General features: G+C 48.4%; 20 protein-coding genes and 1 pseudogene. 14 read left to right on the plus strand and 7 right to left on the minus strand.

Going from position 1 to position 26,153, the window contains the following annotated elements; genetic code table 11:
* Positions 1–52: 52 nt before the first annotated feature.
* Both MO867_RS24005 and MO867_RS13220 read left to right on the plus strand, forming a co-directional pair.
* Positions 53–220: pseudogene (locus MO867_RS24005) on the plus strand (PKD domain-containing protein); the annotation flags it as partial.
* Positions 221–349: 129 nt separating this feature from the next.
* Complete coding sequence (locus MO867_RS13220; RefSeq protein WP_252468820.1) at positions 350–1,438, plus strand: PKD domain-containing protein; 1,089 nt, start codon at positions 350–352, stop codon at positions 1,436–1,438.
* A gap of 41 nt (positions 1,439–1,479) precedes the next feature.
* Here MO867_RS13220 and MO867_RS13225 read toward each other — a convergent pair whose 3' ends face one another.
* A complete protein-coding gene (locus tag MO867_RS13225) occupies positions 1,480–2,781 on the minus strand; it encodes an amidohydrolase (RefSeq protein ID WP_252468822.1) in 1,302 nt (433 codons plus the stop codon).
* Positions 2,782–2,996: 215 nt separating this feature from the next.
* Here MO867_RS13225 and MO867_RS13230 point away from each other — a divergent pair, with 215 nt between their 5' ends.
* The 6 genes from MO867_RS13230 to MO867_RS13255 all read left to right on the plus strand — a co-directional run bounded on the left by MO867_RS13230 (position 2,997) and on the right by MO867_RS13255 (position 9,745).
* Positions 2,997–3,569, plus strand: coding sequence for an alpha/beta hydrolase-fold protein (locus MO867_RS13230; RefSeq protein ID WP_252468872.1), 573 nt, complete (start codon positions 2,997–2,999; stop codon positions 3,567–3,569).
* A gap of 698 nt (positions 3,570–4,267) precedes the next feature.
* Entirely contained in the window at positions 4,268–6,625 is a 2,358-nt protein-coding gene (locus tag MO867_RS13235) for an efflux RND transporter permease subunit (RefSeq protein ID WP_252468874.1), read from the plus strand.
* Positions 6,606–7,421: an outer membrane lipoprotein-sorting protein gene (locus tag MO867_RS13240; RefSeq protein WP_252468877.1), complete on the plus strand. Its 816-nt coding sequence runs from the start codon at positions 6,606–6,608 to the stop codon at positions 7,419–7,421. The genes MO867_RS13235 and MO867_RS13240 overlap by 20 nt, the downstream gene beginning before the upstream one ends.
* Positions 7,422–7,432: 11 nt before the next feature.
* Entirely contained in the window at positions 7,433–8,617 is a 1,185-nt protein-coding gene (locus tag MO867_RS13245) for a hypothetical protein (RefSeq protein ID WP_252468880.1), read from the plus strand.
* A 247-nt stretch (positions 8,618–8,864) separates the two neighbouring features.
* A complete protein-coding gene (locus MO867_RS13250) occupies positions 8,865–9,317 on the plus strand; it encodes a hypothetical protein (protein WP_252468883.1) in 453 nt (150 codons plus the stop codon).
* Between the two features lie 155 nt (positions 9,318–9,472).
* Positions 9,473–9,745: a hypothetical protein gene (locus tag MO867_RS13255; RefSeq protein ID WP_252468886.1), complete on the plus strand. Its 273-nt coding sequence runs from the start codon at positions 9,473–9,475 to the stop codon at positions 9,743–9,745.
* Between the two features lie 195 nt (positions 9,746–9,940).
* On the opposite strand, the gene MO867_RS13260 is transcribed toward MO867_RS13255, so the two are convergent.
* Complete coding sequence (locus MO867_RS13260; RefSeq protein ID WP_252468902.1) at positions 9,941–10,534, minus strand: TetR/AcrR family transcriptional regulator; 594 nt, start codon at positions 10,532–10,534, stop codon at positions 9,941–9,943.
* 439 nt (positions 10,535–10,973) lie between these two features.
* On the opposite strand from MO867_RS13260, the gene MO867_RS13265 reads away from it, so the two are divergent.
* From MO867_RS13265 to MO867_RS13290, 6 genes are all read left to right on the plus strand, one after another.
* A complete protein-coding gene (locus MO867_RS13265; protein ID WP_252468905.1) occupies positions 10,974–11,270 on the plus strand; it encodes a hypothetical protein in 297 nt (98 codons plus the stop codon).
* A gap of 222 nt (positions 11,271–11,492) precedes the next feature.
* Positions 11,493–11,804 carry a cupin domain-containing protein gene (locus MO867_RS13270; RefSeq protein ID WP_252468908.1) on the plus strand — a complete coding sequence of 104 codons (312 nt, stop codon included), beginning with the start codon at positions 11,493–11,495 and terminating at the stop codon, positions 11,802–11,804.
* Between the two features lie 637 nt (positions 11,805–12,441).
* Positions 12,442–12,750: a DUF1272 domain-containing protein gene (locus tag MO867_RS13275; RefSeq protein ID WP_252468930.1), complete on the plus strand. Its 309-nt coding sequence runs from the start codon at positions 12,442–12,444 to the stop codon at positions 12,748–12,750.
* A gap of 201 nt (positions 12,751–12,951) precedes the next feature.
* Positions 12,952–13,914, plus strand: a complete 963-nt coding sequence (glk, locus tag MO867_RS13280; protein ID WP_252468933.1) for a glucokinase — start codon at positions 12,952–12,954, stop codon at positions 13,912–13,914.
* 170 nt (positions 13,915–14,084) lie between these two features.
* A complete protein-coding gene (locus MO867_RS13285) occupies positions 14,085–16,946 on the plus strand; it encodes a TonB-dependent receptor (RefSeq protein ID WP_252468936.1) in 2,862 nt (953 codons plus the stop codon).
* 143 nt (positions 16,947–17,089) lie between these two features.
* Positions 17,090–18,595 carry a tryptophan halogenase family protein gene (locus MO867_RS13290; RefSeq protein WP_252468939.1) on the plus strand — a complete coding sequence of 502 codons (1,506 nt, stop codon included), beginning with the start codon at positions 17,090–17,092 and terminating at the stop codon, positions 18,593–18,595.
* A gap of 69 nt (positions 18,596–18,664) precedes the next feature.
* Here the strand turns inward: MO867_RS13290 and MO867_RS13295 are convergent, their stop codons facing one another.
* The 5 genes from MO867_RS13295 to MO867_RS13315 form a co-directional block, all read right to left on the minus strand.
* Positions 18,665–18,964 carry a hypothetical protein gene (locus tag MO867_RS13295; RefSeq protein WP_252468942.1) on the minus strand — a complete coding sequence of 100 codons (300 nt, stop codon included), beginning with the start codon at positions 18,962–18,964 and terminating at the stop codon, positions 18,665–18,667.
* 461 nt (positions 18,965–19,425) lie between these two features.
* Complete coding sequence (locus MO867_RS13300; RefSeq protein ID WP_252468945.1) at positions 19,426–19,725, minus strand: hypothetical protein; 300 nt, start codon at positions 19,723–19,725, stop codon at positions 19,426–19,428.
* Between the two features lie 18 nt (positions 19,726–19,743).
* Positions 19,744–21,642, minus strand: a complete 1,899-nt coding sequence (locus MO867_RS13305; RefSeq protein WP_252468948.1) for a VCBS domain-containing protein — start codon at positions 21,640–21,642, stop codon at positions 19,744–19,746.
* Positions 21,643–21,908: 266 nt separating this feature from the next.
* Positions 21,909–24,083, minus strand: coding sequence for a tetratricopeptide repeat protein (locus MO867_RS13310; protein WP_252468951.1), 2,175 nt, complete (start codon positions 24,081–24,083; stop codon positions 21,909–21,911).
* The coding region (locus MO867_RS13315) for a DUF3857 domain-containing transglutaminase family protein (protein ID WP_252468954.1) at positions 24,084–26,153 on the minus strand (2,070 nt) is incomplete at its 5' end.

The following is a 26,153-nucleotide window of genomic DNA, read 5'->3' on the forward strand; positions in this document are numbered from 1 at the left end:
GCTATTCTAGGTCTATTCTGTTCGTTTTTACACCGATTTATATGGGACAGCCCTGACTGTTGGTCAAGAGGTTACATTATCTGCAAACCGGTCTTATGATCCTGATGGAAGCATAGTTAGCTATCAATGGCGACAGGTATCTGGTGGCCCGCGTGTTGAACTGAAAAAACTTGATGATGACACTGTTACTTTTGTTGTTCCCAGAATTGTTGTAGAGCCAGGAAACTATTACTCGTCACTAGGGTTTACGATTGAGATTGAAGACAATGGTGGTACAAAGATTCAATTGGGAAGATATTTTCTGGTTGAAGCGTTAAGGCCCCCTACGATTTGGAATACTCTCCAGGTAGTGGACCCAGATGAAGAAGTCTTGCTTAAAGGGTGGGTTGGTGATTCTGATGGATATATTGTAGATTATCGTTGGCGTTCACTCTCCGATATGGATATCGAATTGACTACCCACGCTGATGGTACCGCAAGCTTTATAGCACCTCAAATTCCTTGGGGTACAGAAATAGCACTGAAGTTTGAGCTTGAGGTTGAGGATAACGATGGCCTAACAGCGACGGATGTATACAATGTACTTGTGAAATGGAATATGCCTCCAAATATGGGAGTTGGAGCTATGAGAGTGGTTCAACCCAATACAAATGTGACTTTGGATGGTTCCTATTCAAATGATCCGGATGGATCTATTGTGAGCCAAAAATGGGAGCAGGTATCGGGTCCCCCCGTTGAATTGATGAATGCTAGTAATTTAATTGCCAGTTTTAAAGCTCCAGCAGAGCCAACTGTATTGTCGTTTAAATTGAGTGTCACTGACAATAGGGGGGCAACAAGCCAAATGACTGTCAACGTAGATGTTGAGTTAGTTCCCCCCAGGGTAACAAGTACTACTCAAGGTGTTGAGCCCCGTGAAAATGTTTTACTTGTTCCTGATGTTTATTGGGATGTCCCTGGTGCGTACATTGTGGACTATCGTTGGCGCTCCCTTTCCGATAGGGATATTGAATTGGTAACTCACGCTGATGGCAGCGCGAGTTTTATAGCACCACAAAATCCGGGGAGTGAGTTTACTATGGAGTTTGAGCTGGAGGTTGAAGATAACAATGGCCAGACCGCAAGAGGTGTATTTACGGTAAGCGTAGAAGGAAATACTCCACCATTTATGGTTATTTCATATGGGGCTCAAGGCGGGGTTAAGACTAATACAGTTTCGACCTTGAGCGGCTCGGCTTCGAGAGATCAGGATGGAGTTATTGTGAGCCAGCAATGGGAGCAAGTATTGGGCCCATCCGTTGAATTGATTGATGCGGACAAATTGATTGCGTATTTTACGACTCCAGCGGAGCCTGCCAGTTTATCTTTTAAATTCAGCATAACGGATGATGATGGGGCGACGACTGAAAAAACTATAACCTTAAATGTTGAAGAATAGAGAATATTAAAAAAGAGCCCCAAAAGGGGCTCTTTTTATAATTACCGCTTTTTATAATTAGCCATATAATCCAAAGTCAGTAGTGTAATAGCCTCTGTGCCCTCACGCAGAGCCTCTTCATCCACATAGAAAAGCGGTGAGTGGTTGCTAGGGGCTTTACTGGCATCCTGGTCCCTTGGAGTAACCCCCAGGAAGTAGAAAAAACCAGGGACTTCATTGGCATAGTAAGAGAAATCTTCTGCTCCAGTAATTTTGGGAACTTCCACGACATTTTCATTGCCGGCAACAGCTCTCAGAATAGGCAGAGCCATTTCTGTTAGCTCTGCGTTGTTGATCGTTACCGGATAGCCCTCCAAAATCTCCACACTCGCACTAGCACCAGAGCTTTCAGCAATTAACTCCGCAGTGGTTTTCAAGCGTCTGAAAATTTCTGCACGGTTGTCCATATCAAAATTTCGGATGGTGCCGTTCAGGTAGACGCTGTCCGGAATGATATTGTTGCGAACACCACCCTCAATGCGCCCGAAGGACACTACCGCAGGTTCTTTGGTGATATCGATTTGGCGACTGACAATGGCCTGGGCACCCATGACTACTTGGGCGGCGGCGACAATAGGGTCAACGCCACCCCAAGGGCGTGAGCCATGGGTTTGGCGGCCGTTAATGGTAATGCGGAATTCATCGGCGGCGGCCATGAGCGGGCCGGAGCGATAACCGATGACACCGGAGGGTAGGGAGGAAGTCACATGCTGGCCAAAGGCCACATCCGGCTTGTACTTCTTGAAGATACCCTCTTTGAGCATCAGTTCGGCCCCGCCTTCCTCATCGTCAGGCGCGCCCTCTTCAGCGGGCTGGAAAATGAATAAAACATTTCCGGCCAGGTCATCACGAAGGCCCGCCAGGACCTCGGCAGCGCCCATAAGCATGGCCACATGGGTGTCGTGACCACAGGCATGCATCACCCCAACGTCCTTGTTCTGGTAGGTGGCTCTTGCCTTGGAGGCAAAGGAGACATCGGTTCTTTCTGTAACCGGTAGAGCGTCCATATCTGCTCGCAACGCCACTGTCGGCCCCGGCATTCCACCTTTCAAATAACCGATAAGTCCCGTATGGGCGATATCGGTTTCTACTTCCAGCCCCAGCGCACGAAGGTGCTTTTCAATGTATTTGGCTGTTTCAAACTCCCGGTTGCCCAGCTCCGGGTTTTGGTGCAGGTGGCGGCGCCACTCGATCACCTTGGATTCGGTATTTTCCAGTAGCTGTTGAGGTTTGGCGTCCGTAGCTGAAGCTTGGGTAGCCAGCAGAGCGGTGCCGATTGCGATGGGCAGGAGCAGTCTTTTCACAGCATATTTCCTTAATTCTCATTATCGTTGCTCGATTCTAACCCTGTAGGCTTTAAAGCTCCCATGACGAATCCAATCAGTGTCCGACTGGTTTGGTTTAGGGAGTCGGATTTTTAGCAATTGCCAAGTGTTGACAACATGAACCGAACGGTTCGGGATTGTTCGTACAACATGTGGAAGCTACTGAGGCTACAGAAATAAGAAGAGGGCATGGGATGGTCAAACGAGTTATTGGAACTGGTCTTTTTCTGCTGATCGTTGTTGGCTATGTGGTGGCCGAGCGATTTGGAGTCGTTGTCATGGCTTCTACCCTGATATCGCCACCTAAGTTGTCGGGCGTAGTTCAATGGCAGGTTGCGAGAGATGATGATACGGGGCGAGACGTAACCTACGCAGTCTATCTGCCGCCGTCTTATCGCAGCTCAGAACACAGTTACCCCGTGATTTTTCATTTGCACGGGGCAGACCCTCTAGGGCGAGATACTGGGTTAAAAATGATCCGCTCGGATATCACTCTGTTGACGGCTAGTCTGGAGTCTCAAAGCGATCTAATGCCGGAATCCATTATAGTGGCACCCTATGATAGCGACGAATTTAGTCTTGGGTTCGATGCAAAAGGTGGTGAGATAAGCGCAGAAAAAGATCTATTAGAGATATTGATATCCTCTAAAGATGTTAATTATCGAGTTGATGGCCGTTGCTATATCCAGAGGTTTTCGATGGGTGTATATGGCGCTGTTAAAGATGCCCTGAAATACCCCGATTTATTTATAGTCGCGATTAATTAGGACGGAGCTTTGTATGATTGAAACAGTTTGAACGCACGCCGCCCCACTATCGCCAGTAATATATTTCCCAATGATGAGCAGTAATACTGCCAGTTTTCGTCCTGGGCATTAAACGGTCAGCAGGGGGTATATTTTATTCCGATTAAAAGTAATGTAGGAATGCTTACCGAATTTAATCGCAACCTGAATAAGCACCTTAAAAAGCTGGAGGTTCCCCACCACAATAATGAAACATCCTGCCTTCTTTAAATACAGGGTAGGAAGAGTTTTAAGTTTATGGCGGAAACCCTATCAGGCCAGGTATTTTGGGGTCAGTAGTCGTGTTGGCGTAAATCCTATTCTAAATCGGGTTTGTATAGCTTACTAGTGGCTGCTCTCCATATGGGGGGGTAGGGAGTTTGGGGTTAGCTAATCCGTGGTTTTCCAATATTACATAATTTAATTGTGATTTTTGCTTGAGTGTACCTGTAGTTGTATCGAATATTTTCATTTTTCTATTAAGGAAATACTTTCATTCCCGCTGGAGCAGATTTGTTTTTTCGTGGTTACGATCGGTCGAATTTATTTCAATGCCAGAACCCTTAATCGACTTTTAGTAGGATTTATAATGTCCCGCACCAAACTGGCAAATAGGGCGTTATGGTTTGGGATACAAATTCAATATTGTTTCTGTCAGGTAGTTTAAAGGAGCTGCTTTTATGTCTTCCCCCCAATTACAGGCGAACTGGGTCGGCCGCTATGCGGACTGGCTAATTCGGTATCGCTGGCTGGTCGCGATTGGTGCGTTATTATTGGCCTTTGTTGCCGCGAGCGGTGCACGATTTCTCGGATTTAATAACGACTATCGGGCTTTCTTTAGCGAAGCCAATCCGCAATTGCAGGCCTATGAAAAAATTCAACGCACTTATACCAAGAATGACAATATCCTTTTTGCGGTAGTGGCTAAAGATGGTAATGCATTTTCCAGTGATGCTCTGGCAGCCGTGGAAGAAATGACGGAGAAATCCTGGCTGTTGCCTTTCGCACTTCGAGTGGATTCCATCACCAATTTCCAGCATACCATTGCCGAGGAAGACGATCTTCTGGTTCAGGATTTGGTGGAAAATGCCAGCGGGCTGGATGCGGCAACGCTGGCCTCTATTAAGGCCACTGCCATTGCGGATCCCACTCTGAAGGAGCGCTTGGTAAACAGCGATGGTTCGGTGACGGGTATCAATATCACCTTCCAGCTTCCGCAGAAATCCATGACTGAAACGCCAGAAGCGGCGGCAGCTGCGCAGGCTTTAATGGAGGAAATTGAAGCCAAGTACGATGTAGAGATCTATGCGACCGGCATTATTCTGCTGAGTAATGCCTTCTTCGAGGCTTCGCAGTCGGACATGAGCACTTTGGTTCCGCTCATGTATCTGGTCATTATCGTAGTGGTGTTTTTGCTGGTACGCAGTGTCAGTGCCACTTTTGCAGCGCTGTTAGTCATTGTTTTCTCCATGGCTGCGGGTATGGGATTGGCCGGTTTTCTCGGAATTAAGCTGACACCACCCTCCGCTTCGGCTCCGACCATTATTATGACCCTCGCTGTGGCGGACTCAATACATATTCTAGTGAGTCTGTTTGCCGCTATGCGTCGCGGTCTCAGTAAGCATGCGGCTATCAGAGAGAGTTTACAGCTCAATATGGGCCCCGTATTTCTCACTTCCATCACCACGGCCATTGGCTTCCTGTCGATGAATTTCTCCGATGCGCCGCCTTTCCATGACTTGGGTAATATCACCGCTATGGGTGTGATGGTGGCCTTCTTCCTGTCCGTCACTTTACTGCCCGCACTGATGGCGATATTACCGGTCAAGAGTCGGGCCAGTGAATCCAAGATTGGTCGTTCCATGGATGTGTTAGGAGATTTTGTGATCCGTCGCCAGCGCCCGATCCTGCTGTCTGGCGTAATCGTTTCGCTGGCGCTATTGGCCATGATACCGCGCAATGAAATCAATGATGATTTTGTGGGTTACTTCGATGAGTCAGTGGAGTTCCGCACAGATTCCGATTACATCAATGAAAATTTGTCCGGTATTTACCAGCTGATCTATTCCCTGGAATCCGGCAGTGCTAACGGTGTGAGTAATCCAGAGTTTCTGGCCAAGTTGGAACATTTTACCGAGTGGATGGAAACCCAACCGGGCGTGCGCCATGTCAACACCATTGGAGATACGTTCAAACGTCTGAATAAAAATCTGCACGGTGATGATCCGTCTTACTACAAGTTACCCGAAGGCCAGGAACTGGCCGCCCAGTACCTGCTGTTGTATGAGCTGTCCTTGCCCTATGGCCTGGACCTGAACAACCAGCTGAATGTGGCTAAGTCCTCTACGCAAATTGTGGTAACGCTGGACAACCTGAAATCACAGGAATTGAAAGCGGTAGCGGATGCCGGCAGTGTCTGGCTGGAAAAGAACGTCGGTCTCACTGCCTACGGTGTGGGCCCTGCCATCATGTTTGCGAATATTGCTGAGCGCAATATGGAAGGCATGTTAGTAGGGACGTTGGTTGCGCTGATTCTGATCTCCGCTCTGATTGGCATCGCTCTGCGCAGTGTAAAACTCGGTGTGCTAAGCCTGATTCCAAACTTGTTGCCTGCTGGACTGGCCTTTGGTCTTTGGGGTGCCCTGGTAGGTGAGGTCAATGTCGCGGTCACTATGGTAACCGGTATGGCGCTAGGTATTGTGGTGGATGATACGGTGCATTTCCTCAGTAAATACCTGCGGCAACGACGTGCCGGCGAAAACGTGGAAGACGGTCTGCGTTATGCCTTTTCCTCTGTGGGTGTGGCGATTGTAGTGACCTCGGTCATTTTGATTGCCGGATTTATGGTGCTGGCCCAGTCCTCATTTGGCATGAACTCTTCCATGGCATTATTGACTGCAATTTGCATTCTGATGGCTCTATTTGCGGACTTCCTGTTACTACCAATTCTTCTGATGAAACTTGACGCCAAGGCGTATGACCCCGCTATCCCCACTATTGAAAATAAGGAGCAAAATTATGCAACCCAGCCGCTCTAAAAAACAGTTTGCCATTCGGGCGCTTGTCAGCGCCCTGGCACTAACCTCTTTTTCAGTCTCTGCCAGTGAACTGGACCTAGCTGCAGAAAAGGGCTTGGAAATTGCCACTGAGGCCGATCGTCGTGATTTTGGATTTGGTGATCTCAGTAATAATCTCACCATGACCCTGCGCAATAAATACGGTGAAGAAAGTGTGCGCACGATGCGCACAAAGACCTTGGAGCAGGAAGGTGACGGGGATAAGTCCTTAGTCATTTTCGACAATCCCCGCGATGTGAAAGGCACCGCCTTTTTGTCTTTTACACATAAGGTGGGTTCTGATGACCAGTGGCTTTACCTGCCCGCATTGAAGCGTGTAAAGCGTATTTCTTCCAGCAATAAATCTGGCCCCTTTATGGGGAGCGAGTTTTCCTACGAAGATATCGCCTCACAGGAGGTAGAAAAATACACTTATCAATATCTGCGCAATGAAACTTTTGATGGGCGTGACCATTTTGTCTTGGAGCTGGACCCGGTAGACCCTAAGTCCGGCTATTCCATTCAGCATATCTGGATTGATACGACAGAATACCGTGCCTGGAAGACGGATTTTTATGACCGCAAAGGAGATTTGATGAAGACCCTGACAGCTTCTGATTTTAATCAGTACGCTGATAAATACTGGCGCGCGCACAAAATGATGATGATCAATCACCAAATGGGTAAATCTACCGAGTTGTTGTATAACGACTGGGTATTTAGCAATGGCTTCAGTGACAGGGACTTTACAAAAAATAGTCTCTCCAGGGCAAAATAGGTACTGTGCCCATGATAAACCGTAAGATACTTGTCTTGCTGCCCCTGGTGGCAGCATTGACTCAAACTGCAGTAGCGAATGAGTTGACCGGCTATGCGGGCCTTGAGGCCCGCGCTTTCAATGCAGACCCACTGGATACAGCGCAGAGCGATGCCGGTATTTCTGCCTCTCTGAGTCTCGAATACTATCGGGACTTTGACGATGGAAATCAGCGTATTGTGGCCAGTGCCTTTGCACGTTGGGACAGCGAGGACAGTGAGCGCAATCACGGAGATCTGGGTGAGCTGTACTGGTGGAAGGCTTACGACAGTTTTGAGCTGTACGCCGGAGTGCGCAAAGTTTTCTGGGGTGTGACTGAAACCCTGCATTTGGTGGATGTTATTAACCAGGATGACGCCCTGGAAAATATTGATGGCGAGGACAAATTAGGTCAGCCCATGATTAGCCTCCTGATGGAGCGAGACTGGGGCACCTTGGAAGTCTACGGTTTGCTAGGTTTTCGCGAGCGGCAATTTGCCGGTCGCGAAGGTCGATTGCGTGCGCCTTTGCCAGTGGATGAAGATGCGGTGATCTACCAATCCGATCGAGAGGAAAAGCATATCGATTGGGCCTTGCGTTACAGCCATGTACTGGGAGATTGGGATCTGGGGCTCAGTCATTTTTCCGGTACCAATCGGGACCCCTTGCTACAGCTCACTAAGGATGGTCTGTTCACGCCTTACTATGCGCAGATTGATCAGACCGGGGTGGACATTCAGACAACCCGCGGTGACTGGCTGTGGAAATTTGAGGCCATTTCCTTTAAACCGCGCGGCGAAGATCGGCAGACGGCGGCTGTCGGTGGTTTCGAATATACGCTTTATGTCATCGGTGAATCTGTAGCAGATCTGGGGCTGCTGGTGGAATATCAATTTGATGACCGCCGTGGGCCCTGGTCTACGGCAAGTCAAAATGATATTGCGGTAGGGGCTCGATATGCACTGAATAATACCCAGGATACGGAATTCCTGCTGGCAGTAAGTACCGACCTCGACAATGGCAGCCGCTTTTCCAATCTGGAAGTTACTCACCGACTCAATGACCGTTGGTTGTTGGAGGCGGAGGCGCGCTTCTTTGGCAATGCTGATGAAAAGGACCCCACTTATAATTTGCGCAACGATGACTATTTAGAGTTGGAATTGCGACGCTATTTCTGAAAGTCAGCCTTCACAGGATGGCTTCTGCAGCTACCCTGAATAAATTTAAGATTTGGAGTGGGTGCAATTTTTCTATGACCGGATTCTATGTTGACGGGAGCTCCCCGGAATTGATTGAGTGCTACCTTTGAGCCCACCTTGAGGTGCATTTTTGCAACAGGCCGGTAGATTTTTTCCATTTTTATTGGTGATGTATGCCTTAGAATATCTAGCGGTAACCGATGTTAGTAACCGAAGTGATGGAACCTTGAGAAAAATAAATCTAAAGGAAGGTTCTTTTCTTCCTGGCTTGGGGGAATCCCCGATCGAACATACCCCCAATGTTAGCCAGGAAAATGGTAATCACTGTATTCCGCAGCATTATCTGATTTATATGCACACCAGAGAAACCGTGGGGCAGTTAGTACTGGAGATCGACTATTCAGTAAACTGCCTGATTTGTGTAGACCAGGATGCCGGGGGGATTTTTATTCAAGTGGGTGTTGTCGGCCCAGATAACTACCGAGGTGATGCCAGGGACAACAAGATCGTCTATGGCCGAAACTGGCAGGTAGAGTCGACGCTGCCGGCTTCAGAAATTATTCAGACAGGTTTTTTGGCGATTAAAAAAGCCCGAGAGCATGAAATTCGGGAACGTTTTCGTCTGAAATCCGGAGCATATATAGGTACGCCATTTAACAACCATCACGACTTGCCGTAAATGGCTCGCAATACCGAGTATTTTTTCTTGGATAATGTCTCACGACAAGAGGACGAGATTGCCCATTCATTAAGAGCCACTTTACGGCAAGTAGAATATGCCGGAGCCCGTTTATCCTCGGTAATCTGGAGCACCGTCGCGAAGCGCAGTGGCTGGTGGATATCCTTATCGATTGTCCCAGTTGCTCTGATTTATCCGAGTTGCATACTGGCGAAATTACTTTGTTGTTGCGTCCATTGAATAGCAACACGCTGCTGTTTGCATTGATGGATCAGCTGCTGGCCATGAGTGATGTGCATGTAGATGAATATTTCAGCTATAGAGGCTTTCATCGTTTTAGCCGTTCAGCAGTTCTTACCGAAATCGGTAGAATATCCGTGATATTGCGGCAGCAAGAACACTTGAATAGCAGCAGGAATTTCATATAGGCGTTTGAGCGGGTAAATGAGGCAACGGATCGCACACGGTGCCTCGCCGGCCCCCCGAACCATTAGCAGAGCGCAGGCGCAGAGAGCTTTAGGAATTTGCGCCACTGCAGGGGATACCACGCCAATAAATTGCTCTTGCAATAAAAGGGCGTGTAATGATGTTTCTGGTATTTTGAATTGGGGCGCGGGCAGTGTTCAGGAATGAGTATATTGATCCAGAATCGCAGTGAGCTGTTGGTAACTGCGTTTGCCGGCGGTATTGTTGCCGGTGCCTTTGTTTAAGGCGACAACGCCTCGGCTTACCGCCATCACCAGTGCGGCGAGGGCGGCACAATCGGTGTCCGCCTTCAACTGGCCATCTTCTATGGCCTGTTTCATTCGAGTCTCGATCCGCTCCAGCATATCATTGGAGCCTTTAGCCACCAGATCAGCAAGGAATCCTTCGCTGGCCCCCACTTCCATTGCCGCCATCGTAGCAATACATCCTTCTGGCGTATCCGAACTCTCCATACCCGCCTGGAGCATTTCTAAAAAGCTGCCCATGGCAATACGAAAGTCTGGATGGTCGAGAGTATCCATGGCATTGCAGGCATATTGGGATTGGAAGTGTTCCAGGCAACGGCCGTACAGCACTTCCTTGCTATGAAAGGCATTGTAAATGCTTGACTTGTTCAACCCCATGGCCGACTCCAGATCCGACAAGGAGGTGGCTTTATAGCCTTGTTCCCAGAAAACGCGCATGGCCTTGTCCAGGACTTCTGACTCGTCGAACTGCTTGCGCCCACTCATGTATTGCTACCAAACATCAAAAAAATCATAGTGACATATCGATCTGGGGTGGGCAAGACACCGGGATTGCAGTGGATGCATTATGGCGCTATGCCGGTGTTGTGGCTGGCTATACCGATCTGAACGTTTATAACCTAGAGGGCAATTCTACTCGTGGCCGGTGAGTCAATCCAATTATTTCCGTTTCTATGATTGTGACTGACACTCCGGCTCTTTCTTGCGGGTTATGGTCATTGGCTCCAGTGACGTGGTCTCTATTTTGATGCAAACGGTTGATCAATCATTTCTTTTCCAGAACCCAACTGAGCGCCCCGACGAAAGCTGTGGACAATAATAGAGAGCCCCGTCTTTGTGTCATACCGAGCTGGCAGTTCCTATCGTTGAGTATTTCACCTATGATTTCTGCTGCCATTTAAGAACTATTGATCAGGGGGGGACTATGGGTGTTTTTGATAAGGCCAGAGAGCTGGGTGATAAGGTCAGCGAATCTATTACGGCCTTTAGTGGGGATGAGGTGGTAGCGAATACGGTGATTAAAGCGGTTGAAAAGCAGGAGAAGGTCAACGCCATTCTGAAAGCTAAGGGATGTAATTATCGGGTTGCTGATATTGATCTGGGAATGGGGATACCGCCCACGGTTACCTTCGGGGTACGAAGAGTTGATGAACTCGCCGAGAGTGCTTCAGGAGAAACCCAAAGTATGCCATTGGCAGAATCAGAGGAGATAACACCTTAGCAGCGGATTGAGAGATTCATTTCGTCACTTTTCAACTGGATTTTGCTGCAAGCCTGCCCCGACATGTTAAATACTGGCAGACTTGACGTGCGACCCGAGTACCCAGCCCGGGTTGGCTGGTTATCGGAGTATATTTTTTCAAATATTTGTTAAATTGATATCTTGTGTTGAACTCGATAATTTGGGTTTTTAGTCCCATAAAACGATAGTTGGTGATTATTTATGGAAATAGTAAAGAGCAAGGAATTTCTCGGGGAAAAGCCGTGGGCATCCAAGCTGATTGCTAATATGGATGGTATTACCATCAAATTACATTGGACCAATGAGCCCTATGTCTGGCATATCAATGATGGCCAGGAAGTTTTTGCAGTTTTGGATGGTAGTGTCGAGATGTTTTATAAAGTGGGCGGACAGACAGAGTCTGCGCTTTTAGGTCCCGGTGATATATTTTATGCCTCTGCGGGAACTGAGCATGTAGCCCATCCAATCGGCGAGGCTCGTATACTGGTGATAGAGGCTGAGGGCAGTATTTAGTGTCTTGAAATTGTTTTCTTCACCCCCTAAAAGATTATTACAGGGGTTTAAATTTTACATAGATTCAGATCCGTATTAATAATAGCTGTCTGGTTTGGCGATCTGGCATCTGCCATGGAAGAATCCATTTGAACGCTAGCTTACAAATAGTTTAAGGGGGTTTCTGTAATTTTGGTTAAGTATGACTGGAATTGAGCGATTCATGGCATTTTCATACCACTTTTTATGGCTGTATTACCGTAATATAAAGGAAGCATCCATCTTTATTTTAGTGGTTTGTTGCATAGGTCTTATATGGATTTCAACTTAAATTATTTCGCTTGACGGAATCGGTAGTTAGCCTATGGGCTAATCTAGGCGAGTCGGGTTATCCGCGCAATAGTAGGTGAAAAATCGTTTGCCTGACCCGGATAGCTAGTGGAAATACCTGATCACAGGTTCTCTCTCATTATGCTGTAGTGTTGGGGGTATTAAATTGCTAGAGTTTTAATTTCTAAATTCCCCTGTGCAGGTATGAGGCATATTCGGACGGCCCACAGTTTATTTTGCAGGGATTATTTTATTTTTACAAAGGCGGCTGATGGAAGCGGACGAATGAGTTTTTCTTCGAGGTTAAAGAATTGGAATGGAGCCTGGTATGTTACAGATAAGACCAAACTGTGAAAGCTGTGATAGGGACTTGCCACCCGATTCACCCGAGGCCAGGATTTGTACCTACGAGTGTACCTTCTGTCAGTCTTGTGTTGAGACTTTACTCAGTAATGTATGCCCCAACTGCGGCGGTAACTTTTGCCCCCGCCCGCTGCGGCCGCGAGTTGCACGGCGAAACGGCGTGGGTATCGAATTTCAGCCGGCCTCTAAGCAGCGCATGCATACCGCTTTCAGCCCGGACGAAATCCGGGAATTCGCCAATGGAACCAAAGACATCAATCCTGCAGACAGATGAGGGCGCTGTGACCGGAGAGACCAAGTTAGTTTCCAGACCGGGGTTGTCTGCTGCTCCAAGAAACGAGCCTCTGTACTTTGTCGGGGCTATGCGGTTCCTTTATAGGCTGAGTTGTCCACTGTTATTGGCTTTGGGGCTGGCAAAATTGCGCCTGACGCCTTAAGTTATATCGCCGTTTTTGGGGGAATTAGAAGGATAACTATGACGAGTATCGTAGCGGATATCGGCGGGACCAATGCCCGTTTTGCTATCGCCAAACCCGTGGCGGAAGGTTATCAACTGGAAGAGCTCAAGGTGGTTGACTGCCAGCGCTTCGAAGGTTTCGACGCCGCGTTGCAGCATTGGCTGGAAGGTCTGCAGCAGCCGCGCCCGGAAAAGGCGTGTATCGCCGCAGCCGGTCCATTGGAGATGACTCCGGGTGGTGGGCGTGTCTATATGACCAATTTGGGCTGGAACATTGATGCTGCAGAACTGGCACAATCGTTCAATTTTTCCCATTTGGAATTGATTAATGATTTTGCGGCGCTGGCCCAGTCTTTGCCCCGTCTTGCCGCGACGGATTATCAGGTATTGCGGGATGTGTCGCGTGTCGAGGGTGCGCCTATGGCGGTACTCGGACCAGGCACTGGTCTGGGAGTCGCCGGGTTGGCAGAGGCGGATGGCCGCTATCATGTGCTTGCGGGTGAGGGCGGCCATGCCAACCTGACGGTTTCCACTGAGCGTGAGCTGCAGTTGTTGCAGATCCTGATGAAAAGTCGAACGCCAGTCTTTAATGAGTGGGTTTTATCGGGTAATGGTTTGGTTAACCTCTATCGGGCAGTTTGTGAACTTAACGGAAAAATTGCTGAAGATCTGATGCCCCCGGATATTAGTGCTCGGGGCCTTGGGGGTTCTGATGCGCAGTGTCGTGAGACCCTGATCGATTTCCTGAATTTCCTTGGCAGTGCCGCCGGGGATGCCGCGCTTTATCTCGGGGCTCGTGGTGGTGTATTCCTGGGCGGGGGTATATTGCCGAGGATAGCTGAGCTACTACCAGAGAGTGAGTTTGAGCAGCGTTTTCTTATTAAGGGCCGTGTTGCTCAGTGGATGGAGGCCGTTCCGGTTTACGCATTGAATGCGGGTTATCAAGCCCTGATTGGCGCAGCGGTACAGTTGGAGGGTTAACTTAGCAGGTACCTTTGCCGGTATTTTCCTGACAATAATGTATTAAAATACGCTTGTGATCGATATCACAGTTTCTCCCACCTCCTCCCCCCTTGGGGGAGGATGTTATGGAAAAGGGGCCGCCCTAGGATGCAGGGTCTCAACATAACGATAAGTCCAGGGAGAAGATGATGAGTCTATCCAATAAAGGTAAAGGGGTGCTCAGGCCTACTTTACTGTCTGCTGCTATTGCGGCCTCCGTGTCCACCTCAGTTGGGGCCTACGCGCAGGAGACTGAAGCACTGGAAGAGGTAACAGTTACCGGTATTCGCACCAGTGTTTTGGGTTCCCTTGAAGCCAAGAGAGCTGCGGATGTGGTAGCCGATGTGGTTGATGCGGGTGCTCTGTCCTCTCTGCCTGACCAGTCTATTGCCGATGCCCTGGGTCGCCTGCCCGGTGTGACCACCGTGCGTTCCAATGGTCAGTCTTCACAGCTAAATATCCGCGGCATGAACGGCGATTTCCTGCAGACCACCCTGAATGGACGCGAGCAGGCCTCCACCAGCGGTTATACCGAAAGTACTCGCTGGATTTCCTTTGACCAGTACCCGGCCGAGCTGATCAACCAGGCAGCCGTCTACAAATCACCCAAGGCATCCCATATCGAAGGTGGCGTGGCTGGCTCGGTTGAGCTGAAGACCGCTAATCCCCTGGATGCCGATAAAGAACACAGCTTCAATGCCAATGTGCGTATGTCGTTTAATGACGCTGCCGATGAAGTCGGTGCTGACGAATTTGGCCAGCGTGTTGCTCTGTCGTACATGGGCAAATTTATGGATGACAAGGTGGGTGTAGCCCTGGGCTATTCCAATCTTGAGCAGCCGAATAGCTTTGTCAAATCGCGTACTGGAGCTGACGCTCAGATAGGTTATGAGCAGGGTACGGACTACGACGGGGATGGCAGTGCAGATGCTTTGCCACGCGCTTTCCAGTGGCAGTCTGGCAACGGTATCGATACCCGCAACGGCTATTTGGCCAGCGTGGTTTTCCAGCCTACGGATAACTTCAAAGCTCAGCTCGATTACTTTAAGTCTGAGTTTGAGCGATCCGATACCCGTCATGGTATTACTGTGGGTGGCCTGGGTAATACGGGCGCTTACACCCTTTCCGATACCGAAGTGAACAGCGGCGTGGTGACCGATGGCACGGTAAATATTACTGACCCAAAGACTATTTACGATTCTAGCCCCTGGTTTGAGGCGCGCTCTGAAGACCAGTCAACCCAAGCGGACAGTGACAGTATTGGATTGAACCTGGATTGGAATTTTGGCGATCGCCATACCTTAGCGGTTGACTACTCCTACAGTGAAGGCACCAAGACTCGCAAGGACCAAATTGTGTCCATGCATGCCTATGACCTGACTACCGACGGTGCCGGTAATCTGGAAACCTGGGAAGAGGCGGCTGGGCAGAGCTTTGTTTACTCCCTCAATGGCGACGGTATTCCCTCAGGAGCCTTCGCCGGTGTCGACTTCAGCGATCTGGATACCATGCGCTTGTCGCGCTACGAAGAGTACCCCCACGAGTACACCGATGAGGTTGAAGCCTTTAAGGTGGATTACAAGTTTGACCTGGAGTGGGGCGCGATTGCCTCTGTCGAGGCGGGTTTGCGCGTATCCGAGCGCACATTTGATGCCGAGCGCGGGGCTTTTCTCTATGGTAGCCGCGATGGCCAATTTAATGGCTACTGTGCGGACAACTTGTCTGATATTGACTGTATGCCCCAGCAGCTGGATGGCTATGTTGCGGTTGAGTCTACCAACGGACTGCCACAACTGGTGGTTACCGATATGGACGCCCTCGCTTCCAGTATCTTTGGTGCCGGTAATTACGAAGGCAAGAAGGTATTTAGCCAGGATTGGACTTTTGTTGAATCCGGGGCGGTGAGTGAAGAAGTATCTGCCTATTACCTGATGGCCAATATCGACACCGAGATCGGTAATATTCCGGTAACCGGTAACTTTGGCGTACGTGTTGTAGAGACTGATGTTAAATCCAGTGGTATCCAAAATGTGGGTGCTGGCAATGGCATTGAGATTACCGATGATGTTGGCGTAACTTCGGACAGCTACGACCATGTTGAATACGGCCCCGAGTACACCGATACCCTGCCGTCTCTGAACCTGACCTTTGAACTGAGCGAGCAGGACTATATACGCTTCGCAGCCGCCAAAGTAATGGGTCGTCCGCCGGTGGGGCAGCTAAAAGGCGGCGCCGGTTCCTGGAATAGCGTCAATAGCGGTGGCGATACAGAGTACAACGTGTGGACTAAGGGCTCTCCCTATCTCGATCCCTTCCGCGCAAACCAGTTTGACCTGGCTTACGAGCACTACTTTGAAGACGGTGGTGCGCTAACGGCAGCGCTGTTCTGGAAAGACATTGAGAGCCTGGTAGAAAAGCAGTATATCTACCTGTATGACCAGACCGACCGTTCCGCCTTATTCGAGTCCCTAGGCATTGAAATTCCAGTTGGACTGGAAGCGGGTGCTTTTGAAACCTTCGTTAATAATGACAAGGGTGGTTATATTCGTGGTATAGAGTTGGCGGGTACCAAGACCTTTGACCAGCTTCCAGGTGTTTTTTCGGGTTTGGGGATGACGGCCAGTTACTCTTACACTGAGAGTGAGACCGAAGTCAATGGTGGTAGCCTCTTTAGTCAAAACCTGCCGCTGCCCGGTTTGTCTGAAAATGTCTGGAGTACCACCGTATTTTGGGATATCGGCAGCTTTAGTTCACACCTTAACGTGCGCTATCGCGATGAATTTATCCTGAATATGCCGATACCGGGCAGTTTCACCCCGGCTGAGGCCCAGCCCTACACCACCGTTGATGCACAGGTATCCTACGCCTTCGATAACGGAATTGATGTTATTTTCTCAGCCAATAACCTGACCGATGAAGCGGATGTTCAGTCCTATGGAGTGGATGGCAGCCTCGGTGAGTACACCGAATTTGGGCGTCAATTCTACCTCGGCCTGAACTATAGCTATTAAGCGCCGTTAATTTCTCCGCGATGAAGCCGGAGCGATAATAGAGGACCGCCCGCTGAGCCATGCTTGCCGGGCGGTTTTTTTATGGGTAACCCACCCCGGAGCGCCCAGCATAAAGCGCGGTGTTCAAGATTTAGAGGATAGTCATGAGCAGTCAAAGTAAAAAAATTATTATCCTGGGCGGAGGCACTGCTGGCTGGATCACCGCCAACCTGATGGCGACCCACTGGCAGGGCAAAGGGTTCGATATCACTCTGGTAGAATCCCCGGATATTGGTATTGTTGGTGTTGGGGAGGGTTCCACACCACCGCTAAAAGGGTTTATGGACACGATCGGAGTTCGTGAAGCGGAATGGATGCCGGAGTGTAATGCCACTTATAAAATTGGGATTACCTTTAAAAATTGGTCAACCAAGCCGGGCTTTAGTGAATATGTCCATCCTTTTGTCGGGCAACCGGATCAGTTCACCGCCCCGGCATTTTTCCACAATAGTTTTTTGCGGCGAAAGGGTGTTGACCTGGAAGGGCATCCGGATCACTTCTTTCTGGCAACAGAGATGATTCGGCAGAAGTTATCCCCCGTTGCACCGGAGAACTTTCCCTTTGAAATTGCCTATGGCTACCATTTTGATTCCGGCTTGCTGGGACAGTTTCTGCGGCGTGTTGCGGAGAAAAAAGGAGTTAAATACAAGGTGGCAACCGTTGCGGGAGCCCTGCTTGATGCCGAAGGAAATATCGATCATCTGAAAACGACGGATGGCGAGGTTCTACAGGCAGACCTTTATGTAGACAGTTCCGGGTTCCGCGGAAATCTTATCCAGAAAACATTAAAGGTGCCTTTTATCAGTTGTGCAGAGAGTCTTTTTAATGATTCTGCGGTTGTTTTAGCGACTGACCAAAAGGAGGACTATGCGCCGCACACGGTTTCCACTGCAATGAAGCATGGTTGGGCCTGGAAAATTCCCCTAACCAATCGCAATGGCAATGGTTATGTCTACAGTTCCAGCTTTGTTGATGACGATAAGGCAGAAACCGAGTTTCGAGCTCATCTGGGCCTGCTAGACAGCGAGGTTGAAGCGCGCAAATTAAACTTTAAGGTGGGGCGTGTAGCGCAGCACTGGGCTAAGAACTGTCTGGCAGTAGGGCTTTCTCAGGGTTTTATTGAACCGCTCGAAGCAACCGCACTGGATATGGTTCAGGAGACGGTGGTGCGCTTTATTGAGGCCTACAATAATGGAGGCTATACCGATAAATATCGGGATGACTTTAACGATCGTATTAATGCCCGTTTTGATGCGGTGCGTGATTATATCGTTTGCCACTACCGGATCAGTTCCCGAACGGATACAGACTATTGGCTGGCCAATAGTGCTAACGAAAAAATTTCCCCCTCGCTTCGTTCAATCCTTATGTCCTGGATGGCCGGTAAGAATATTACCGATGAGCTATTAGAACAAAAGCTGGATGTTTATTTCCCCAATGTGTCCTGGAATTGCTTGTTGACGGGCAAGGGAGTTTATCCCGCTCAGGATCAGCTGCGACCGGGGAATGAACTTGCCCACAAGTATAATATTGAGGAAGTTCGTGAGTTTAATCGTCGCTGCGCTTTGAACTTTAGACCGCATATGGATCAGTTGGTCTCATTGCGCTAGAGTTGATAATTAGTTTGTTGAGTCCGGTGTCCAGTAAACCTGGATGCCTTCAGCGGGTTGAGGCGTTTTCTATTGCTGCTTTCGAACCTCTAATACTTTGATTTCTTGTATTTCTAATTTGTGATCTTTACCAATCTTTCCTTGGATTCTAATTCGATCGCCAGGTACTAGCTTTCTATTTTCTCGGTGGTCAATGTCGAAGAAATAGAAATTCCCGGTTTTTTCATCTTTTAGGGAAAGGCGACGTTCGATATTGCCTGTGTCGAGATTCTCTGAAATTATCTCTTCCAGTATTCCGGCAACTATTCGCTCGGCCTGAGCAGAAATTGAAAAAAACATGCTATAAATAAAGGCAGGGGGTAGAAACATATAAATCGCCTTTTCTAATTATTACTCATATATGGTTGCCAATCTATTCGCTGTATTTGATGGATGCAGTCACTATTTTTAAAGGTCTTAGGTGGGGTCAATCTATGTATTAAACATTTAGAGAGTCTAGATATTTCGGCTGGTATAAGTTCCGCATCCAAACTGGCTATTTTAATTATATTTTACTTGAGTGGTTGTTTAGTTCTGTGGGATTGGAGGCAATTTTAGAAGAATGTCAGATTTGGTGATAACTATGTCTGAATGTGATTTTTAAAGTTTTGCTATTGGCCCCACACCTATTTACAGCTGGTTGGGGGGTCAATGGTGTAAGTGCTCAGTTTATTGTGGGGGCTTGCGACGAATGCGCCGCAAGCCCGAATTTAAAAGGCACCGAAGCCTTTTCCACCACCGGTTAAACAGCCATTTCGATTGTTGTATTTGGAATGGCTGGAGCTGATTGTCTACTTAGGATCTCTGGTTTCAATTTTTTCTGATTCTTTAATATGTAGTCTGCGTTTGTCTTTTTCTTCGCCCCGGATTTTAACCCGGTCACCAGACTCCATACCTTTTTTCTTAACTTCGTCAGCATCGATAAAGTAGTATTTCCCAGTATGTTCATCCTTTAGAGAGAAGCTGCGCTCAACCTTCCCGGTTTCGAAATCCTCTGAAATAATTTCTTCCAGGGTCCCGGTGACAGTTTCTTCGGCTTGAGAAAATAGAGAAATAGATAATCCAAATACTAATATAAATGCTTTTTTCATGATGCTTATCCTGTTTTTCTACTCACTGTAACTGACAGAGATGAGTGCTGATTGGGTGTCTGAATCCATCGACTTAAACTCAATGGTCAGACCAATATTTGAATCAGTAAAGCGGTCTCCGGTCTGCTTAAGCTCTGAAACATGGTTAAAGAGTCTATTGTCCAGATAATGAATAGAGACTGAACCTTCCATGTGGGATGCTGGATTAAGAATATCATGCGCCACATGGTAGTTAACGTAGTAATAGTTCTCACCATTACTACTCCCCACACTTTCGACCTTTAACTGCTGCGGCAGGGTACCGGTGAGTTCCCCGGCGGTGAGTTCGACCGCTTGAATCTGCACTTCTTCGTAGCTACCCGCAGTTTGCGCAACTGTTTCGCTGTACTCTGGGAAGAGATCATACCAGCCCATATATTCCCGGTGGCCGCTACCAAATAGCCGTGACTGCCAGGCGTTGCCCATCAAGGTACCGTCAGTGCCGTATTCGCTTTCGCCACTGTCATTGGTGTCGCCGTCGTTATTGAGATCGTTGCCCGCGTGGCTAAGGCCAATATTGTGACCGAGTTCATGGCCCATAATGACTTGGTCAGTATAGGCCGCAACCATACTCCATTTACCACCAACGGAGGCGATGCCTGCACCGACGAGTCCGGCACTTTTAGCAGCACTTGGATAAATAAATACCCGGTGGCGCCAATCCCCCAGATCAAGAGGGCTATTATTTTCGTCCACCAGATTGTCTTGGGCCCACTGGCTGGCATCGTCGCGCCAGGAGAATCCTTCATCGGTATACTCGCCACCTTGACTGGCTCTGGTCACCGCATTGTCGACACTCAGGATGCCCCCCTCCTGGCTATCGGGAATATCGTAGCTTACGCAGTCAATCGAGCTTGCTTCGTTAGCAGCTTCACCATAACAATAGTGTGCCAAGGAATTATCACCGATACGGTGACGCAAGAATTTCAGTTGCCCCAGTGAATTCTCTTGATAGGCTTTGTCGAGGGAGTCGACATTGTTAAATACCATATTGGCGATGTCAGAGATATCTGCTGTATCTGTCGCGGACGCATCGGAGAAGTTCATAAAGATAAAAACGATACTGCTTTCCGTGGGTTCAATAGTGACAACCGAGAAAGTTACAGACTGAGTAGAGCCATCACTGAGCTGAAATGTGAGGGAGTCCTCAGTGGACTCGCCGTCTTTGAGGCCGTTGGCAGCAGCGTTCAGGCTGTATTCCCAATCTCCGTCAGTGAATAGTTTGAAATCACCATAGTTGCCACTGACTGTACTCTCGACAAATGTCGGTGTGTTGCCATCAATATCTTCCAGCAGCAGAGTTCCGGCGGCAAAGGTCTTGCTGTCGACAACCAATGTGGCCAGGGGGCTGCCGGGGTTAAACGTATAGGCATCGTCATAACCGGTAATGGAGATAGAGATTGTGGTGTTTGTACCCGCATTGCCGACACCAATAGTGAATGTATCGACGACCAGTTCTGTGCCTTCTATTGGGTCGGCTAAGTCGCTATCCAGCGTGTATGTCCAACTGCCGTCGGCAGTTGTCTCCAGAGTTCCGTAGCTGCCCTGGAAATTGCCGGCCTCAAAGGATTGATTACTCTCGGCGCTGTCAATCAATTGCCCTGAAGTACTGGTCTCTGAGTCTTCACTGACGCTGCCGGTACCGCCACTGATCTCAGAAGTATTGTCACTGTCCGAGTCGCTATCGCCCTCTGATTCCGATTCAGAGCCACTGTCGTCATCATCTGAGCCGGAGCCTGAGCCTGAGCCAGAATCAGAACCGCTATCACTACTGACCGGTGTTTCCTCACTACTATCATCCGAACTGCCACCACCTCCGCAGGCGCTGAGGAAAACAGACAGGCTGATAGCCGTCAGTAATTTCAATGAATCAGTCATATTGCCTCGATATAGCTTCGTTATGCCAAATACAATTGGCGCGGATTATAAAGAGCTGACAGCCTTATTCTGTGACGCTGAGCGTGCTTTTATCGAGATAATTGCAGGATAAATAAAGCGGCGATATAAATGTGAGCCCTATTAAATTGACATCAAGGGGGGCTTCTTTGGCAGCTGAATCTTTCGCTGCGGCGGGAGTGGAGGGACTTCGCAGAACAAATTTGAACGCGGTCAATTATTTAAATAAATAGTTGACCGCTGTTGACTTATTGGCCTGAGGATAGCTTGCTAAAAACCTGCTGTAACTCGTTATCATTACAGCTATTCGTATTGGTGCATCCTTCTATTACCTGCTTTATTTTCTGGTTGTTACTTTGCTCCGCAGCCAGTTTCAGATAGTGGTAAACCAGTTGAATATTCTTACCTACACTTTCTCCTTGGCTATAGGCTTCAGCCACTCTCAGCGAGGCAATATTATGTCCAAGTTTTGACGCTTCTTTATAGAGTGATAATGCCTTATCAGGATTTACATCTACACCGAGTCCCTGCTCAAACATGCGGGCTTGATTAAAGTATCCATATTTTGAGTTTTTCTGTGCAGCTTGCTCAAACCAATACAGGGCTTGCGTATAGCTATTGATGACACTGCTGGAATCCAGATACATCAACCCCAGTTTATTCATGGCTGTGGTTAAACCGGCCTCAGCAGCCTGGGTAAAATACGACAGAGCCTGATCCAGGTTTTGTTCTACTCCACGACCAGTTTCATAGAGCGTCCCGAGCCTGGCACTGGAGATGGCAGAGCCACTTTGAGCCGCCAGTTTGTAAAGTTCGGCAGACTGGGAGAGGTCCTGTTCAACACCGTAGCCGTGCTCTGTGGCGTACCCCATATTGGTTATACATTCGATATTGCCAGCACGGCCGCACAGTAAGTACCAGGCATAGGCAATCTCTGGGCTGGCATCTGCAATGAGGTTTTTTGAATGAACGGCACCCATTTTCAGCTGGGCCGGGAGAAAGTCTCTGAGTGCGGCTGCCTCATAGTCTTTGATAGCCTGATTGAGATCTACTTTATGATCGTGCTGACCCCGTTGTGCAATTCGAGCTCTTTCATACAGAGCCGGAGGATGTCCTGCTGCGGCAGCTTTGTTGAGTAGTGTCATGCCCTCAATAATGTCTTGTTTCTCCTCCAGTAAGTAGCTGGCATAAAGAAGCTGGGCTGGGGGAAACTCTGCACTGGCAGCTTGTTGGATGAGCGGTTCAAATTGATGGTAATTATCTTTCTGCAGGTATCCGATGGCTTGGGTAAACATTGCCATTGGATAGCTTTTATTCACACTGGCCTGTAGATATTGCTCAGCAAGCGCCTGATTGACTGGGGCAAACTGCGCTGATGCAAAATAGGAATAGAGTTCGTATTCTGCTTGTCCTTGCGGCATATGCTCAGCGGCGCTTGCCAGCAGCGTCTCTGCCAGGTTTTTGTCAGCCTCAAGGCCTAAACCGAGATAAGACATATAAGCGAGATAGACCTTCGCCTGTTCGAGTCCCAGGTCTGCTGCGGCCACAAATAATTGCGCGCATTCATTTCTGGAAAACTTGAGGGACTTTCCATTGAGGCAAAGGCTGCCTAGACTGAGATTCGCCGAGACGGATCCCATGATTATCGCATCAAGGTAAGCCTCTTCCGCTTCGGCATATTGCTTTTCAGCGTGGAAGGCAGTGCCTTCAGCGTGTCGGGCGGCATAATCACTGCTGGCCAATACCTGGATCACATCGGTAAACAGCTGGTCCGAGGTGCCGGCAAAGGGGTACTGAATATCCAGTAGCCGATGTAAAAACCGGGCATTATCGAAATAGACCTTGGATATCTGGCTGGTATCGAGTCCTTTTACGTTGTAAACGCGGTAAATAGCATTGCGGCTGTTGGCAAATTCAAAATAACTATCAATAATCTCATAGCCCGATAGAGTGAGCAGATCTTCCGCATCCGCCCAGCTGGCGACCTCATAGGCACTGTAACTAGAGTCGCCGCTACGCTCTGAGAGTATTCCAGTTGCGATAAACTGAAAAATATTCTGGTGATAATTTGCCTGTTCAGTATTCCCTATCGACTCATAACACTCCGCAGCTGTGAGATGCGGCATCAGTGACAGGACATTGCTATTAGCAACGGACCTCCAGTTCACGGCTTCGCAGGTTTTTTTTCCTGACTCGATCGCTGTAACTTCTCCAAGGTAGCGATCTCTCACCTCTATGTTGCTTACCGGCTGGGGAGATTCCAGGTAAGCGGCCCAGAAATCCTCATAATGAACACTCTCAGGTGCTGCAGCGATTTGTTCGGTCAATACCGACAAGTGATTATTGCCGGGCTGCCAAGCGGGCTGGGATGCGCAGGATGCCAAAAAAACTACACAGGATGCAAATAGAGTTTTTTTCATCATTTATTTCCTGATCAGAGACTTAACCAGGTTTTTCATCGCTTTGCTGGTTTCTTGAGTATTTGAGTTGTCTCCTTTGGCCCAAAATTGATATTGAAGGGCTTCATTCAACTTATTCAGCTGTGCCATATATTCAGCGACGTCGGTATTACGAACATGGTCTGTTTTTGATTTAAACGCGTAGTTTACTGTAATCCTGTTATCTGAATGCTCAGAACTTCTGGAAAAAGTAAACCAGGGATTGTTAATTTGAAGTTCCTCAGTTTCCTCTTTCCATAATACTTCTCCGCTAACCGTGGCCACCGCTTGGTGCTGGACATCAACGGGGTGGTTCAGAGCCAGCGGGCTTTGACGGATACGTTTTTGTGGGCTGGTAATATAAGAGGCAATACTTGATGCATAAATGGAAAAAATTTTGCGTGCAGCATTTAGCTCTGAAAAATCTGTAATGTCGTAGGTTTCTGAAACCCGGACAATATTTTCTTGTAAATTATCGCTGTGGCTAATATTGGAAGTCACTTCAATACCCGGGTAGTAAGTCGCCATAAAGTTAGCGTAATTGCTCTTTATATGTTCCGAATCTGCGGACTGGAAAAATTGACGCATCTGTTCGGCTTTGAGTGCAGTGTAGGTGGATTCGACCCGCAATTCCGCCGTATTAGCCCCGGCATTAATATCGTATTTTTCGGCAACATCTAATTGCAGGGTGCCATTGGCTGGGTAAACGGTGGTGACTTCTTTGAGGCTAAGGGTTCCCGGGCGAACGGGAAGCGCTAGCTCATAGTCGAAAAAGCCTTTGCTATTAATATTGGCACCTTGGCCCGAAGCGGTGCCGTCAATCCAGTATTCCTGTCCATTTAATTCGATCAGACTGATCACATGGTCGAATGAGTTAGGGGAGGGCAGATCGTTGGCGATGTCCCGCCCACGCCCCGCAGATACGAGTGCCGGATAGGATTTTACTCCCAGGTGGGAGAGCATGGCAGTTAGCAATATGGCTTTGTCTTTGCAGTCGCCATAGCGTTTTTCCAAAGTCTCTTTTGGTGTTCTTGGTTGGTGGGAGTTAATCCCAAACTCAATACCAAAATAGCGAATATCCTCCTGTACATAGGCAATGGCTTTGCTCACTGCAGCCTCAATGCCCTGCTCTTTGCGCCATTGCTCTAACTGATTACTGAGTGCTTCCGGTAGGGACAGATCAATATCGTAGAGCTTGATTGCCCAGTCGTTGACCTCCGCCCAGCTGTTGTAACCGGAATATTGAAGATAGTTGTAGGGGTCGTGCCAATGGGGGTATTCACTCTCCTGTAGTACCGGGGCCACCTGTTGCAGGTCCAGGATATACTGAAAGGTACCGTCTTGTTTATAGACCGTCACTGGAGCTTCGCTGTTATTGAAGCGGTAATTCAGTTTGCTGTCGCTATTAATTTTCACATAGCGTCTGTCGATGGCGTCCGGCCAGGAGAGGTATAGGGCCCCAAAATCTCCGCGCTCAAAGATAGGGTTGTTGCCTTCAATCGTATAGGCGTAAGAAATTTTGTCACCGGGGCGAATATCCTCAAGGATATACAGTGCATTCCACATTTCGGAGTAGAGTTTTTTGGATAATTCCTGCTCAGACTGGAATAGTTTGAAGCCCTCTTTTTCCAGCCGATCGATCAATTTACCGTTGCGGCTAACGGTAATTTCATGGACAACCAGTTCCTGAAATGCAGGATAGAAACTGATGTTCAGCTCAGATACCTGTTTTACGCCCTGCTGATTCAGGGGCTCCATCATCAATTGAAAATAATAACGGTGCTGATCGTTGGTATGTGAGATTTGTGAGTTACTGAGGTGGTATCTAACGCTGCCCTCGGATTTTGGGAGGCTATTGCGAGGGCTCAGAGTATCCACCCAGGCGGGTGTGGGAGCAACGTTGATCTCGGGGGTTGCCCAAGCCAGGGATACGGCAAACAGGAGCGTGGCAGCTAAGAGCCGGCCTAAGAGAGGGTATTTCAAAGTGAGCCTCGATTGTTGAGTTATAACCGAATCTGGTGTTTGAGGGTTTGAAAGAAAGTAGCGTATCTGGTT

This window comes from Microbulbifer okhotskensis (genome assembly GCF_023895975.1).
In the GTDB taxonomy this organism is placed as follows: domain Bacteria; phylum Pseudomonadota; class Gammaproteobacteria; order Pseudomonadales; family Cellvibrionaceae; genus Microbulbifer; species Microbulbifer okhotskensis.

What these genes read in the sequence shown, in the direction of transcription:
- MO867_RS13230 (WP_252468872.1), top strand. Translation starts at nt 2,997, where the DNA reads ATGGTCAAACGAGTTATTGGAACTGGTCTTTTTCTGCTGATCGTTGTT.
- MO867_RS13235 (WP_252468874.1), top strand. Translation starts at nt 4,268, where the DNA reads ATGTCTTCCCCCCAATTACAGGCGAACTGGGTCGGCCGCTATGCGGAC.
- MO867_RS13240 (WP_252468877.1), top strand. Translation starts at nt 6,606, where the DNA reads ATGCAACCCAGCCGCTCTAAAAAACAGTTTGCCATTCGGGCGCTTGTC.
- MO867_RS13245 (WP_252468880.1), top strand. Translation starts at nt 7,433, where the DNA reads ATGATAAACCGTAAGATACTTGTCTTGCTGCCCCTGGTGGCAGCATTG.
- MO867_RS13260 (WP_252468902.1), bottom strand. Translation starts at nt 10,534, where the DNA reads ATGAGTGGGCGCAAGCAGTTCGACGAGTCAGAAGTCCTGGACAAGGCC.
- MO867_RS13265 (WP_252468905.1), top strand. Translation starts at nt 10,974, where the DNA reads ATGGGTGTTTTTGATAAGGCCAGAGAGCTGGGTGATAAGGTCAGCGAA.
- MO867_RS13270 (WP_252468908.1), top strand. Translation starts at nt 11,493, where the DNA reads ATGGAAATAGTAAAGAGCAAGGAATTTCTCGGGGAAAAGCCGTGGGCA.
- MO867_RS13275 (WP_252468930.1), top strand. Translation starts at nt 12,442, where the DNA reads ATGTTACAGATAAGACCAAACTGTGAAAGCTGTGATAGGGACTTGCCA.
- glk (WP_252468933.1), top strand. Translation starts at nt 12,952, where the DNA reads ATGACGAGTATCGTAGCGGATATCGGCGGGACCAATGCCCGTTTTGCT.
- MO867_RS13285 (WP_252468936.1), top strand. Translation starts at nt 14,085, where the DNA reads ATGAGTCTATCCAATAAAGGTAAAGGGGTGCTCAGGCCTACTTTACTG.
- MO867_RS13290 (WP_252468939.1), top strand. Translation starts at nt 17,090, where the DNA reads ATGAGCAGTCAAAGTAAAAAAATTATTATCCTGGGCGGAGGCACTGCT.
- MO867_RS13295 (WP_252468942.1), bottom strand. Translation starts at nt 18,964, where the DNA reads ATGTTTCTACCCCCTGCCTTTATTTATAGCATGTTTTTTTCAATTTCT.
- MO867_RS13300 (WP_252468945.1), bottom strand. Translation starts at nt 19,725, where the DNA reads ATGAAAAAAGCATTTATATTAGTATTTGGATTATCTATTTCTCTATTT.
- MO867_RS13305 (WP_252468948.1), bottom strand. Translation starts at nt 21,642, where the DNA reads ATGACTGATTCATTGAAATTACTGACGGCTATCAGCCTGTCTGTTTTC.
- MO867_RS13310 (WP_252468951.1), bottom strand. Translation starts at nt 24,083, where the DNA reads ATGATGAAAAAAACTCTATTTGCATCCTGTGTAGTTTTTTTGGCATCC.